The 12,366-nt window shown below is 60.7% G+C and carries 15 protein-coding genes; 4 read left to right on the top strand and 11 right to left on the bottom strand.

Annotated elements, in window-relative coordinates:
- Nucleotide 1: 1 nt before the first annotated feature.
- From ACSQ2Z_RS14260 to ACSQ2Z_RS14250, 3 genes are all read right to left on the bottom strand, one after another.
- Complete coding sequence (locus tag ACSQ2Z_RS14260; RefSeq protein ID WP_436083080.1) at nt 2-1,270, bottom strand: GNAT family N-acetyltransferase; 1,269 nt, start codon at nt 1,268-1,270, stop codon at nt 2-4.
- Between the two features lie 155 nt (nt 1,271-1,425).
- Entirely contained in the window at nt 1,426-2,169 is a 744-nt protein-coding gene (locus ACSQ2Z_RS14255) for a metallophosphoesterase family protein (RefSeq protein ID WP_436081784.1), read from the bottom strand.
- Between the two features lie 12 nt (nt 2,170-2,181).
- On the bottom strand, nt 2,182-2,394 hold the full coding sequence (locus ACSQ2Z_RS14250; protein WP_436081783.1) for a DUF2842 domain-containing protein: 213 nt from the start codon (nt 2,392-2,394) through the stop codon (nt 2,182-2,184).
- A 183-nt stretch (nt 2,395-2,577) separates the two neighbouring features.
- Between ACSQ2Z_RS14250 and ACSQ2Z_RS14245 the strand changes: the two genes are divergently transcribed.
- A complete protein-coding gene (locus tag ACSQ2Z_RS14245) occupies nt 2,578-3,681 on the top strand; it encodes a COX15/CtaA family protein (protein WP_436081782.1) in 1,104 nt (367 codons plus the stop codon).
- 66 nt (nt 3,682-3,747) lie between these two features.
- Here ACSQ2Z_RS14245 and argC read toward each other — a convergent pair whose 3' ends face one another.
- On the bottom strand, nt 3,748-4,680 hold the full coding sequence (gene argC, locus ACSQ2Z_RS14240) for an N-acetyl-gamma-glutamyl-phosphate reductase (RefSeq protein WP_436081781.1): 933 nt from the start codon (nt 4,678-4,680) through the stop codon (nt 3,748-3,750).
- An 81-nt stretch (nt 4,681-4,761) separates the two neighbouring features.
- The gene (speB, locus tag ACSQ2Z_RS14235) at nt 4,762-5,718 is read right to left on the bottom strand and encodes an agmatinase (RefSeq protein ID WP_436081780.1); all 957 of its coding nucleotides are present in this window, start codon (nt 5,716-5,718) and stop codon (nt 4,762-4,764) included.
- A 330-nt stretch (nt 5,719-6,048) separates the two neighbouring features.
- Between speB and ACSQ2Z_RS14230 the strand changes: the two genes are divergently transcribed.
- The gene (locus ACSQ2Z_RS14230) at nt 6,049-7,074 is read left to right on the top strand and encodes an acyltransferase family protein (protein WP_436081779.1); all 1,026 of its coding nucleotides are present in this window, start codon (nt 6,049-6,051) and stop codon (nt 7,072-7,074) included.
- 9 nt (nt 7,075-7,083) lie between these two features.
- Here ACSQ2Z_RS14230 and ACSQ2Z_RS14225 read toward each other — a convergent pair whose 3' ends face one another.
- Nucleotides 7,084-7,875 (bottom strand): phenylalanine 4-monooxygenase, encoded by a 792-nt coding sequence (locus tag ACSQ2Z_RS14225; protein WP_436081778.1) that lies wholly within the window; start codon nt 7,873-7,875, stop codon nt 7,084-7,086.
- A gap of 163 nt (nt 7,876-8,038) precedes the next feature.
- Between ACSQ2Z_RS14225 and ACSQ2Z_RS14220 the strand changes: the two genes are divergently transcribed.
- Entirely contained in the window at nt 8,039-8,500 is a 462-nt protein-coding gene (locus ACSQ2Z_RS14220; protein WP_436081777.1) for an Lrp/AsnC family transcriptional regulator, read from the top strand.
- 114 nt (nt 8,501-8,614) lie between these two features.
- Here the strand turns inward: ACSQ2Z_RS14220 and rpsI are convergent, their stop codons facing one another.
- Nucleotides 8,615-9,088: a 30S ribosomal protein S9 gene (gene rpsI / locus ACSQ2Z_RS14215; protein ID WP_113006025.1), complete on the bottom strand. Its 474-nt coding sequence runs from the start codon at nt 9,086-9,088 to the stop codon at nt 8,615-8,617.
- A 2-nt stretch (nt 9,089-9,090) separates the two neighbouring features.
- Nucleotides 9,091-9,555 (bottom strand): 50S ribosomal protein L13, encoded by a 465-nt coding sequence (gene rplM / locus ACSQ2Z_RS14210; RefSeq protein ID WP_113006048.1) that lies wholly within the window; start codon nt 9,553-9,555, stop codon nt 9,091-9,093.
- 416 nt (nt 9,556-9,971) lie between these two features.
- Between rplM and ACSQ2Z_RS14205 the strand changes: the two genes are divergently transcribed.
- On the top strand, nt 9,972-10,793 hold the full coding sequence (locus tag ACSQ2Z_RS14205) for an enoyl-CoA hydratase (protein WP_436081776.1): 822 nt from the start codon (nt 9,972-9,974) through the stop codon (nt 10,791-10,793).
- Here the strand turns inward: ACSQ2Z_RS14205 and ACSQ2Z_RS14200 are convergent, their stop codons facing one another.
- From ACSQ2Z_RS14200 to ACSQ2Z_RS14190, 3 genes are read right to left on the bottom strand one after another with little or no spacing between them, the layout of a single operon-like run.
- On the bottom strand, nt 10,794-11,063 hold the full coding sequence (locus ACSQ2Z_RS14200) for a Txe/YoeB family addiction module toxin (protein ID WP_436081775.1): 270 nt from the start codon (nt 11,061-11,063) through the stop codon (nt 10,794-10,796).
- Nucleotides 11,060-11,326 carry a type II toxin-antitoxin system Phd/YefM family antitoxin gene (locus tag ACSQ2Z_RS14195; protein WP_436081774.1) on the bottom strand — a complete coding sequence of 89 codons (267 nt, stop codon included), beginning with the start codon at nt 11,324-11,326 and terminating at the stop codon, nt 11,060-11,062. The genes ACSQ2Z_RS14200 and ACSQ2Z_RS14195 overlap by 4 nt, the downstream gene beginning before the upstream one ends.
- A 50-nt stretch (nt 11,327-11,376) precedes the next feature.
- On the bottom strand, nt 11,377-12,213 hold the full coding sequence (locus ACSQ2Z_RS14190) for an EamA family transporter (RefSeq protein ID WP_436081773.1): 837 nt from the start codon (nt 12,211-12,213) through the stop codon (nt 11,377-11,379).
- Nucleotides 12,214-12,366: the final 153 nt, after the last annotated feature.

Raw genomic sequence — 12,366 nt, 5'->3', positions numbered from 1 at the left:
TTCAGTCGTCAACCGTGTCGTTGGCTGCCGCGCTGCCCGGTGTTTGCCGGCGTTGGCGCAAGCGCTGCACAAAGGCGTAGGCCTGCTTGTTCTTCTTGATCTCAGCCTTGAGCCTGACCGCAAAGCGGTGGGCTGATGCCGCCAGACGTCCGCGTATCGTCAGCGGCAGGACGATGTCCTGCTGCGGCGTTTCGACCGTGCACCAGGAGCGCTTGTAGGTCTGGTCGCCGATACCGAAATCGAACAGCGAAACCCCTTCGGCATTGCACTTGCGGATCATCAGATAGAACAGCAATTCGCCGGGGCTGGCGTCGGCTGCGATATCCTCGTCGATCGATCCGAACTGACAGATGACATGATCGCCCTTGCGCGACAGACCCGCGATCGCGACGACGCGACCCTGTTGGTTGCCGCGCAGGCGGATCGCGTGCAGTTCAAGCGGTTGCCTGTCGCCGGTCGGCCCGATGGCGGCGAGTGTGTGGAAGAAGGCCTGCGTCTCGCAGTCCTGAAAGACATCGGGAAGGCCGAGCGCCTTGAAGCGGGCGGCCTTCTGCCCGAAGAACAGGTCCAACGTCTGCTGGCGTTCGTCCGGTGTTGTGGCTACAATGTGTTCGTAGCCGCCAAGTGCTTCCAGCCGCTTTTCCGAAACCCGAAATTTCTTGCGCCGCCGTTTGGCGTTGAGCTGGGCGAGCGTCGCCTCGAAGTTTACAAGAAGCGGCAACTGGAACGACGAATTCTGGTTGCGCACAGCCGGAAGCGAGGCGAGTGGATGACCGGCACCCCGCCATTCGAACGGCATCTTTTCCAGCGTGACGATATCGGCGACGCGCGACAGTTTCGTTGCGAGATCCGCAATCAATGTGCGGGCAAGGTGTTCGCGGTTAAGCGGATCGAACTCGGCGGCAAAGAGGCCCGTGTTGATGTTGCTGTGCGGCGAGCCGATGAACCGGGCCGTACGGAAGAACCGGCCGCGGACCAGTTCGAGTGGCAGGATGAAGACCGTCTTGCGACCGATGCTGCCGCGCACCAGAAGCAACTGGTTGGCATGGGTGGCAGCCCAGGCAGCGCACCAGTCGAAGCTCTGATGCAGCGACGCCGCCGACGATGCCTCCAGCAAGCGCCAATCGGCTTCCAGCGGCTGCATGTTGACGTGTACCGTCAGCCGGAGATCGCGCGTGACGGCGACATCATGCACTTTTTCGCGTGCATGCCAGAGGCGGCTGCGGGCCTCATTAACGGGCATCATCTTGAAGTCCGCGTCAGTCATGATCGGTTGCCGTTCCGTGAGCTGGATGAAAACCCCATCTAGCGCAAGCATGCCCTTATTTTCATTTAGATTGGCGCGCGGGTAGTTGCTTAACCGGCATTTCGTCAAATGAGGTTACCGAATGGATAAAACCGGGAAATAACGGGCAGTGTGGCCGCCTATGCGTCAAGCCAACCCGTGGCCAGCACATTGGCCCATTCGTTGCGGCCACGCGACCGGGCGAGACGTGACATGGCCATATTGTCGTAGGGCACCTTGCGGAACGTCACGTCCCAGCGTCCGCCAACCTTTGAGAGGATGGCGTAGCAGGCATCCGGCGAGCCGGCCTCGACCTTGTGCGGCACGGGTTCGTCGTCTTCGTAGCCCGGGCAGCCGACGCTGCCGGGATTGATGACGAGCCGTCCATCGGCAAGCCGGACGGAACGCTGGATATGCGTGTGGCCACAGAGGATGACGGGAAAGTCCGTGCCAACAGCCGCGGCTTCGATCCCTTGACGCTCCGCCATGTGCACGACACCGTCGGCCGTCAAAGCCTCGAGCCAATAGGTGGTGTCGCTTTGCGGCGTGCCGTGGCAGAGAAAGACCTCCTGCCGGTGGACCAGCGTTGCGGGCAGGGCACGCAGCCATTCGAGGTGGCGCGGCTGCAACTCGTCAAAGGCGGTGCGGTCCGAACGTCCCATCTCGGCCGGATCGACGGTGATGAGCCAGCGATCATGATTGCCGCGGATCGACGGGAAATCGCGCGCGAGCAGAGTATCGGCCGTTCGCGCCGCATTGAGCGGGCCGCTCAGGTGGTCGCCAAGATTGACAACATCCTCGATGCCCTGCACGGCGATGTCGGCGAGCACGGCTTCGAGTGCGAGGTCGTTGCCATGGATATCGGCGATCACGGCGATTTTCATGCGATGCTCCGTTCAGCGCGGCTTGGCGGGCTTTTCCATCCACTTGATGACTAGCATGGCGGGCAGCACCCACAACAGGCCGGTGAAGAAGAAATAGGCGAGGTGCACCCACCATGGCGCAGCGCCAAGCAACAGCGAGGCGAAGGTGGTGGCTGCCAGCGCATAGACGACGACGAGAATGATGATGATGATAGTGCCGATCAGTTTTCTGAGGCGTACGGGCATTGACGTCTTTCCGGTTGGCAGGTTTTTGTCGCATATCGGCATCGGGCCGCGACGGCATGCCGCAAAGGGATAAGTCTTGTTTTGCATGCTGCTCTCGTGCAAATCAACGGCTTTGATGCATCGCCCTTAAGACAAATTGCCTCCCGCAGGCAGGGCCATGCCGTTTTAAGAGTGGAGTCCTCGATGGCGAGCACCGATTTGGCAACGCAACAGCGTCTCCTGAGCGAGATTGGCACGGACAGCCGCAACCGCGCACAAATCAGGATCTGGCTCGGCGTTGTCGTGCTGGCGCTGTTTGCGCTGGTGCTCGTCGGTGGGGCGACGCGGCTGACCGAATCCGGGCTCTCGATCACGCAGTGGAAGCCGATCCACGGCGTCATTCCGCCGCTCTCCGACGCCGAGTGGCAGGAAGAGTTCACACTCTACAAGCAGATCCCGCAATATGCGCAGCTCAACAGCGACATGACCATCGAGGGCTTCAAGACGATCTTCTGGTGGGAATGGGCGCACCGGCTGCTCGCTCGTTCCATCGGGCTGATCTTTGCCCTGCCGCTCGTCTTCTTCTGGATCAGGGGACAGATCGAGCCGCGTTTGAAACTGCCGCTGATCGGCATTCTGGCGCTGGGCGGCTTTCAGGGTTTCATCGGCTGGTGGATGGTCTCCTCCGGCCTTGCCGATCGCACCGAGGTCAGCCAGTACCGGCTCGCTACCCATCTCGTCATCGCCTGCCTGATCTTCGTCTCCTGCATCTGGGTCAGCCGCGGACTTGCGCCCCATGCGGGCGATCCGGCGCCGACAAGGAGTTCGAGGAAGATGGCTGCCATCATCGCCTGCATGGCGCTGGTTCAGATCTATCTCGGCGCACTGGTCGCCGGCCTCGATGCGGGCCTGAGCTACAACACCTGGCCGCTGATAGATGGTTCCTTCGTGCCGGGTGACCTGTTCATCCAGCAGCCGGCATGGCTCAATCTGTTCGAGAACCCGAAGACGGTGCAGTTCGTCCACCGTATCGGCGCCTATGTGCTGTTCGCCTTCGTGCTGATGCACATGATCGCCTCGCTGCGCAGCGCGCCGGACACGACCCATGCACGGCGTTCGGTTCTGCTGTTCGGGCTGGTGACGATCCAGGCGATCATCGGCATCACCACGCTGATCCTGCAAGTGCCGGTCGGCTGGGGTGTCGCGCATCAGGGCGGGGCGCTGATCGTGCTCGGCTTCGCGGTCGCTCATTGGCGCGCCTTCATCGGCGAATATCCGCGCCCGCTGGCGATCGACGTGCGGGACTGATCAGCGCCTCTTGCCGTGGCGGCCGGTTCCAGGGCGACGAGGCTCGACGCCCGGAAAGGCGCGGGTTCAAGCCGACAGCATCAGGTCCATGTTCTGCACTGCCGCCCCGGACGCGCCCTTGCCGAGATTGTCGAGCAGCGCGACGAGATTGACCTGTTCGCCGCCGTTCGATCCGAAGACATAAAGCTTCATCGTGTCCTTGCCGGCAAGCTCGACGGCATCGACGCGGGCCATTTTCGCGCTGTCGTCCAGGGATACGACCTCGACGATCGACTGTCCGGCATAGTGGGCAACCAGGGCTGCGTGAATGCTTTCACGCGTCGAGCCACCCGCGAGTTGGTCGAGGAACAGCGGCACCTGGACGATCATGCCCTGCGGGAAGCGGCCGACCGAGGGGGAGAAGATCGGGGCGCGGTCAAGCAGCCCGTGGGTCTGCATCTCCGGCACATGCTTGTGCTTGAGCGTCAGGCCGTAGAGGAAGTTCGGCGAGGCGATGTGATCCGGATTGGCCGGGTCTTCCATCTGCGCGATCATCTGCTTGCCGCCGCCGGTGTAGCCCGAGACTGCATTGACCGTCACCGGGTAGTTTTCCGGCAGGATGCCCGCCTGCCGCAGCGGGCGGATAAGACCGATAGCGCCGGTCGGGTAGCAACCTGGATTTGCGACAAGGCGGGCGTCGCGGATCTTGCCGGTCTGGCCCTTGTCCATTTCGGCGAAGCCATAGGCCCAGTCCGGCGCGATGCGGTGCGCCGTCGAGGTATCGATTATGCGCACCCTGTTGTTGCCTTCGAGCATCGCGACCGCCTGTTTCGAGGCATCGTCGGGCAGGCAGAGGATGGCGACATCGGCGCTGTTCAAAAGGTCTTCGCGGATGGCGGCATTGCGGCGCTCCGCTTCCGGAATGGACAGGAGCTCGACATTCGAACGGCCTGCCATGCGGCTGCGGATCTGCAGTCCGGTCGTGCCGTGCTCGCCATCGATGAAGATCTTCGGTTTCATGGTTTTATCCTGTCCTGCCAATTGATTAGCCGCGAGTGCGGAATCACTTTGGCATGAAATTGAATCAGTTTGACAACAATCTCAGCCGCGCCGTTCCGCCAGCTGTTCCGCATGAAGGCCGAGCATATACATGGCGATGGTGGAGGCTGCAATGGCGGTGATATCGGCATGGTCATAGGCTGGCGCAACCTCGACCACGTCGGCGCCCTTGATGGCGAGCGCGCCGAGCTTGCGGATCACCGACAGGATCTTGGCGCTTGACGGCCCGCCGGAAACGGGAGTGCCGGTGCCGGGCGCATAGGCCGGGTCGAGGCAGTCGATATCGAAGGTGAGATAGGCGGGATGGTCTGCGACATGACGAAGGATGACGTCGGCAATCTCGCCCGCGCTCATCTCCTCGATAGCGTAGCCATAGAGGATGCGAATGCCGCAATCGTCCGGCGCATGCGTGCGGACGCCGATCTGGATGGAGCTTGCCGTATCGATCAGCCCTTCGCGCGCGGCACGACCGACGAAGGAGCCATGATCGATGCGGCCTTTCTCGTCGGCCCAGGTATCCTGATGCGCATCGAAGTGGACAAGGGACAGGGGGCCGTGGATAGCGGCGTGGGCGCGCAGCAGCGGCAGAGTGACGAAGTGGTCGCCACCAAGCGTCAGCAGGAAGGCGCCGCTCTTCAGGATTTTCGCCGCCTCGCGTTCGATGGTGGCGGGCGTCTTGCTGTGGTCGCCGTAGTCGAGCAGGCAATCGCCATAGTCGATCGTCGCCATGTCCGCGAACAAGTCGCGCTCGAAGGGATATTGTGGATCGTTGTCGAAGATGGCCGACGCCCGGCGGATTGCCTGTGGTCCGAAGCGCGCGCCGGGGCGATTGGATGTCGCCGCATCGAAGGGAATGCCCCAGACGACGGCATCGGCGCCCTTCAGGCTCTTGGTGTATCGCCGGCGCATGAAGGACAGCACGCCCGCATGGGTCGGGTCGCTGGCGGCACTCTTCAGCGATGTCGCGGTAATCGCGTGGTCTATCGTCTTGTTGGCCATGGTCGGTCCCGTCGTTTGTCGTTCTGCTGAAATGGCGGCAGGGCGCGCACGATAACCGCTGATCCGCCATCGGGGAATAGGAATTGCTTCCTGCCGTGGAGAGCCCGTTAAGTTTCTGGCACGGTACTTGCTGGACTGGTGCCGGGGCACGCGGTTTTCACCTTGTCTGTCTCGATTTGAAACAGAATTGCGAAACGCATGGTTTATCGGGACGAAAAGGTATCCTTGATGATTTCGGAGAAACTGCTTTTGACGGCTGGCGCCGCGTCGATACCGCTCCGTCGCGCAGCCGGCGCTCCTCGCGCGGCCACCTCCCCAGAGCAGACGGGGATGGTCGATTCGATCCAGTACCTTCGGGCGATCGCGGCGTGGCTGGTGGTCTTCTACCATCTGTCCACATCGCTCAGTTCACAGTTCGGCTGGGGTCACGGCTTCGCGATCGGGGCAATCGGGGTCGATATATTTTTCGTTATCAGCGGCTACATCATGGCGATGATCGCAGCCCGAACGGCCAAGTTCTCCCCGCTCGAATTCGTTCTGCGTCGGGCGATCCGCATTGCGCCGCTCTATTGGCTGATGACCCTGGCTTTCTGCGTGCTCTGCCTGATCTGTCCCTCGGTCGTCAACAATCCCGACATAACCTGGAGCAGGATGTTTTTCTCGCTGTTTTTTCTGCCCGACTTCGTTGAAGGCACGACGCTGCCCGCACTGATGATCGGCTGGACGCTAAACTACGAAATTTTCTTCTATGGCATTGTCGCGTGTTCGATCTGGCTGTCTGGCGATCGAACGCTGCTTGTCGCGGCGCTCATGCTTTGCGTTTGCGTCGCCGGAGGCGCCCTTGTCGACGGCGGCCGGATTTTCGAGTTCTATACGCAGCCGATCATCCTGGAATTCGTGTTGGGTATTCTCATCTGGAACTATGGTGCAGCGATCCACAGCAAAAGATGGTTCAGGCCCGTTTGGCTCCTATGCCTTCCGCCGGTCTTTGCGGGGCTGGCTGCGAGCGGCATCTACTACGATGAAATCCGCTCTCTGATCTGGGGGATACCTTCAGCGTTTTTCGTTCTTGGCGCCATCCCATTGTTCGCGATGCGCCAGCCTTGGCTTGCGCGCCTCGGCGACTGGTCGTTCTCCACCTATCTGCTGCACGTCTATGTCATCCAGCTGTTCGTCAAGGTCGTCGCGAAGGGGGCAATCGGCAATTATGGCCTGCTGGCTTTCGAGGCCATGGTCGCGCTCGGCGTAATCGTGCTGATATCCGCCTTGCAGTTTTCACGGTTCGAAAGGCCCGCAACCCAGGCCTTGAACCGATGGCTTGCCGCCGTCTGGCCGAGGGACAGCCGTGCCTATTGACGACATGCTTCAGGATGCTTCCGCCTCGAACGTCGGGGCGAAATCACCCAGCGATTTTGCCTTCTCGATCATGCCACCGATATCCTGATCAATGATCGCTTCGAGATCGGCGAAGCTGTCTATGACATAGTAGATCGGCTGGACGATATCGATCCGGTAAGGAGTTCTGAGCACGTGCAACAGGTCGAACGGCCGGAATTCGCACTCTGTGCCCTTCATCGCGGCCTTCGCCTCGCTCGGCGAGGACACGATGCCCGCGCCGTAGCAGCGCCGGCCTTCCGGTGTGTTGATCAGGCCGAATTCGACCGTGAACCAGAAAATGCGGAACAGGTGCCACGAATAGCCCTTGCCGAGGCGGACGGCGGTTTCGCCGAAACGGCGGACGAAATTGGCGTAGCTCTGGTTGGTCAAGAGCGGGCAATGGCCAAACACCTCATGAAACAGGTCAGGCTCTTCGATGTAGTCGATATGCTCGCGGCGGCGGAGGAAGGTGGCGAGCGGGAATTTGCCCTGCGACAGAAGCTCATAGAATTGCGACGGCGGAATAAGGGCGGGTACGCCTTCGACGCCGAAGCCGGTGGTCTCGTTCAGGCGGCGGTTGACGTCGAGCAGTTGCGGAACCTTGTCCGGCCTGAGGCCAAGCGTCTTGACGCCATCGAGATATTCACGGCAGGCCATGTTTGCCAGCAACTTCATCTGGCGCTCATAGAGCTCGCCCCAGATGGCGTCTTCTTCGGGCGTGTAGTCGTACAAACCGTCCGGGCCGGGCAGTTTGGCGGTGTAGGTACTTTCCTTCGTCATGCTCTGATCCTCCGTCATTCCAGCACGTGGCCAACACGTGGCCAGCACGTGGCTAGGCGTGGCGCTTCAAAAGTAATTATGCTCCCAGAACAACGGATTTTTCTTTCTTTCCTGCTGGCGATTGTCATAATCTTGGCAGGAGTTTTCGCAGACTGGGCAGAAAATGAAAGAAACTGGGAGCTTTCACCGTAAGCTTCTGCAGCTCGTCCAGGCCGACGGCAGCCTGTCGCTGGCGGAGCTGGCGGAGAAGGCGGGCATGTCGCAGAGTTCGGCCTGGCGGAAGATCCAGGAACTCGAAGCCGATGGCGTCATCCGCAAGCGTGTGACGCTGCTCGATCCCGGCAAGCTTGATCTCAAGCTCTGCGTCATCGCCCATGTGACGCTGGAAGATCACCATGAGGAAGCTGTCGCCTCCTTTGCCTCCGTCGTGCTGGAGCGGCCGGAAATAATGGAATGTTATGCGCTGTCGGGGGCCTTCGACTACATGCTGAAGATCCGGGCAAGCGACGTTGAAAGCTACGAGGCTTTCATGACGCGGTATCTGATGCGCAACCCGCATGTGCGCACTGTGGTCTCGAGTTTCGTGCTGCGCGAGCTCAAATTCTCGACTGAGCTGCCGATCTAGCGCCTTTCGCCTGCAAGTGCGCAGCGTTTGCAGAAAACGACCTGCACAGGCCCGTGGTCAAAGAAAAAGGCGGGACAATGCCCGCCTTTCCCAAATCGACAAGTCGCGAAACGATTAACGCTTCGAGAACTGGAACGAACGGCGGGCCTTGGCCTTACCGTACTTCTTACGCTCGACGACGCGGCTGTCGCGGGTCAGGAAGCCACCCTTCTTCAGGACCGAGCGCAGGCCCGGTTCGAAGTAGGTCAGCGCCTTGGAGATGCCGTGACGAACGGCGCCGGCCTGGCCGGAAAGACCGCCGCCTGCAACCGTTGCGTCGATGTCGAACTGGCCGTCACGGGCGGCAGCGACGATCGGCTGGCGCAGGATCATCTGCAGAACCGGACGGGCGAAGTAGTTTGCGAATTCCTTGCCGTTGACGGTGATCTTGCCGGAGCCCGGCTTGACCCAGACGCGGGCTACGGCGTTCTTGCGCTTGCCGGTCGCATAGGAGCGGCCCTGGGCGTCAACCTTGCGGACGTGAACCGGAGCCGAAGCAGTTGCTTCAGTCGCCGTGCCGAGGTCTTTCAGAGAAGAGAGATCAGCCACGATTAGGCGCTCCTTGTGTTCTTGGCATTCAGCTTGGCGACGTCGAGGACGGTCGGCTGCTGTGCTTCATGCGGATGGTTGGTGCCGGCGTAGACGCGCAGGTTCTTCATCTGGCGACGGCCAAGCGGACCGCGGGGAACCATGCGCTCGACAGCCTTCTCGAGAACGCGCTCCGGGAAGCGGCCTTCGATGATCTGGCGCGCGGTGCGCTCCTTGATGCCGCCCGGGTAACCGGTGTGCCAGTAGTACTTCTTGTCGCTGTACTTCTTGCCGGTCAGGACAGCCTTCTCGGCGTTGATCACGATGACATTGTCACCATCGTCAACGTGAGGGGTGTAGGTTGCTTTGTGCTTGCCGCGCAGGATGTTGGCGATGAGGGAAGCGACGCGACCAACAACGAGGCCTTCGGCGTCGATGAGGATCCACTTCTTCTCCACCTCTGCAGGCTTCTGAACGAAGGTTGACATGTTGAAACTCTTTCGTTTGGAACCCGGCGCGTTGCCGCCCGGGCGTTTCTTGTTGCTTGAATTGGCGGACCCGAAAGTCAGCCAAAAATGAAAGCGGCCCGAGAGGACCGCGATCTGCTGCGGCTTATACGCAAGGGACGAAGTGCCGTCAAGCTTACGATTCTGGCAGGTTTGAAAAATTGCCTATAGAAAACAGTCGGTTAGCAGTGGGGTATTATAATACCACAATTTATTTTGATGGACCCGAATGGGGCGCGGTTGCTTGCGCCACCAGTTCGTCGCCGGCAAGCTGCGAAATCCCGGCATCGAGCATGGCCGGGCGCTTGAAACCCCAGCCGCTGCGGCGTACCAAGCGCTGATACGGCCAAGTTTATCCGGCCAAGCCCAGACCAGACACGAGACTGAGGATAAAAGACATGGCAGACGTGGTTTCCCTGCGCAGGCAAGACCTGCATGGCCTGGTGTTGCGGGAAGTTTCGGGCGATGTGCTGCGGCTGACCTTGAACAATCCTCCGGCAAATGCCCTGTCGATCGCGCTGATGGAAGCATTGATGGCGGAACTCGCCGCCGCCGCCAAATCCGCCGACATTCGTGTCGTCATCCTGGCCGCTTCCGGAGAGCTGTTCTCGGCAGGCCATGACCTCAAGGAACTGACAACGCATCGCGCGGACGACGACAGGGGCAGGGCCTTCTTTGAAAAATCCGTCCGTCTTTGCGCCGACCTCATGCTGGCGATCAACCGCTTGCCGCAGCCGGTCATCGCCGAGATCGACGGGCTGGCGACGGCTGCCGGCTGCCAGCTGGTGGCAAGCTGCGATCTGGCGATCTGCACCGATAGCTCGACCTTCTGCACGCCCGGCGTCAATATCGGCCTGTTCTGCTCGACACCGATGGTCGCCGTCTCGCGCGCAGCACACCGCAAGCAGGCGATGGAAATGCTTTTGACCGGCGAGACGATCGATGCCTCGACGGCAAAGGATTTCGGCCTCGTCAACCGCATCGTGCCAAAGCCGTATCTGCAGCAGGTCGTCAACAAATACGCTGCCGTCATCGCCTCGAAATCGCCGCAGGCGCTGAAGATCGGCAAGGAAGTGTTCTACCGGCAGGTGGAGATGGGTATCGCCGAAGCCTATGATTTCGCCACGGGTGTCATGGTGGAGAATATGCTGGCGCGTGACGCGGAAGAGGGGATCGGGGCTTTTCTGGGCAAGCGCATGCCGGAGTGGAAAGAGAATTGATCAGGAGTAGTGGTTTCGGCAGGCGGCAATTTCGAGTGCTTGAGTTTCTCCACTTCCCGTGACGCGGTAGATCAGCCGATGCTCTTGCGTGATCCGGCGAGACCACCAGCCCTTAAGCTCATTTTTGAGGGGGTCTGGCTTGCCCGTTCCGGAAAAGGGCGCGCGTTGGCACTCCTTGAGCAGGGCTAAAATCTTCTGCAGCAATTTCTCGTCAGTATTGATCCAATGCTGGAGGTCTTCCCACGCATCCTGCGAGAAATGTATCTTCATTTGGTGGACGAAAGTGCGTCAAAATCGACTGCGATGCCCTTGCCTTCGTCAAGCTCGGCGATCGACCGCAAAAGACGTTCCTTGTTCGCCGGGTTGGAAAGCAGATACATCGTCTCCTTCCACCCTTCGAAATCGCTGAGCGACATAACGACCATCGGCTCGCGGTTCTGCCGTGTTACGATGAGTTCATCGTGATCCTGCTCGACCCGGTCGAAATGCCTTGCCATATTGGCGCGAAGCTCGGAAAGGCTGATGACGTTCATAATGGATCCTCTGTACGTAATCCTGTACATACGTTATTTCAGCGGATTTCTCAAGCAAGCTTCAGCATCAGAGCCCCGAGTGCGATCAGGCAGGCGGCGGCGATGCGGAAGATGCTGATGCGCTCCTTGAGGAAGACGATGGAAATGACGATGGCGAAGAGGATCGAGGTTTCGCGCAGCGCCGCGACGGTTGCGACCGGGGCCTTCGTCATCGCCCATAGCGCCAAGCCATAGGCGCCGATCGAGCCGCCACCGCCGATCAGGCCGCGCCACCATTGATGACGGACATGGCGCAGGACGGGCTTGACGCCGCGCGAGATGAAGGCCCAGGAAAACAACAGGACCGGCGGCAGCAAGGCCATCCAGAGCGTGTAGGAGATCGGATTGAGCGCGATGCGGGCGCCGATGCCGTCGACATAGGTATAGCTGGCGATGACCACGGCATTGGCGAGCGCCAGGAGGATGGCGTGTTTGCCGCCCTTGCGCGCCTCGAAGGCGAGCGTCAGCACGCCGGTCGAGATCGTCAGCACACCGGCCAGCGCGCCAGGCGAAAGTTTCTCCCCGATGAGCGCGCCGCTCGTCATTGCGACCAGCAAGGGTGCCACTCCGCGCATCAGCGGATAGACGAGACCGATGTCGCCGGCACGGTAGGAGGCGGCCACAAGCTGGAAATAGACGAACTGGAACACCGCCGACACGAGGATGAACGGCCAGGCATCCGGATGCGGCAGCGGCATGAAGGGAAGGAAGGGCAGCGCAACGGCCGCTGCGCCGAGGGCGATCATCGCCGCATCGAGCGATTTTTCCGATCCCGCCTTGACCAGCGCATTCCAGGTCGCGTGCAGTAACGCCCCGAACAGAACGAGAGCGATGACGTCGAGGGGCAAGATGAACCTTCAGGGACGCGAGACGATCGGATACCTGCATTTTCTGAAGGCGAGCATCGGGAAAAGCAACCCGATTCTGACGGATAGCCAGTTTTGGCGACGCCGCGGACGCTGTCGGCCTTTGGATTTGTATTCAAAGCGCCATCCGATCGG

It is taken from the genome of Pararhizobium sp. LjRoot235 (assembly GCF_964254145.1).
In the GTDB taxonomy this organism is placed as follows: Bacteria; Pseudomonadota; Alphaproteobacteria; order Rhizobiales; family Rhizobiaceae; genus Pararhizobium.
Note: the sequence above shows the minus strand (reverse complement) of the source record. Positions and strands in the feature narration are given on the sequence as shown.

Bases quoted from the DNA above. Each gene is read 5' to 3' on its own strand.
- ACSQ2Z_RS14255 (WP_436081784.1), bottom strand. From the start codon at position 2,169: ATGAAAATCGCCGTGATCGCCGATATCCATGGCAACGACCTCGCACTC.
- ACSQ2Z_RS14250 (WP_436081783.1), bottom strand. From the start codon at position 2,394: ATGCCCGTACGCCTCAGAAAACTGATCGGCACTATCATCATCATCATT.
- ACSQ2Z_RS14245 (WP_436081782.1), top strand. From the start codon at position 2,578: ATGGCGAGCACCGATTTGGCAACGCAACAGCGTCTCCTGAGCGAGATT.
- argC (WP_436081781.1), bottom strand. From the start codon at position 4,680: ATGAAACCGAAGATCTTCATCGATGGCGAGCACGGCACGACCGGACTG.
- speB (WP_436081780.1), bottom strand. From the start codon at position 5,718: ATGGCCAACAAGACGATAGACCACGCGATTACCGCGACATCGCTGAAG.
- ACSQ2Z_RS14230 (WP_436081779.1), top strand. From the start codon at position 6,049: ATGGTCGATTCGATCCAGTACCTTCGGGCGATCGCGGCGTGGCTGGTG.
- ACSQ2Z_RS14225 (WP_436081778.1), bottom strand. From the start codon at position 7,875: ATGACGAAGGAAAGTACCTACACCGCCAAACTGCCCGGCCCGGACGGT.
- ACSQ2Z_RS14220 (WP_436081777.1), top strand. From the start codon at position 8,039: ATGAAAGAAACTGGGAGCTTTCACCGTAAGCTTCTGCAGCTCGTCCAG.
- rplM (WP_113006048.1), bottom strand. From the start codon at position 9,555: ATGTCAACCTTCGTTCAGAAGCCTGCAGAGGTGGAGAAGAAGTGGATC.
- ACSQ2Z_RS14205 (WP_436081776.1), top strand. From the start codon at position 9,972: ATGGCAGACGTGGTTTCCCTGCGCAGGCAAGACCTGCATGGCCTGGTG.
- ACSQ2Z_RS14200 (WP_436081775.1), bottom strand. From the start codon at position 11,063: ATGAAGATACATTTCTCGCAGGATGCGTGGGAAGACCTCCAGCATTGG.
- ACSQ2Z_RS14195 (WP_436081774.1), bottom strand. From the start codon at position 11,326: ATGAACGTCATCAGCCTTTCCGAGCTTCGCGCCAATATGGCAAGGCAT.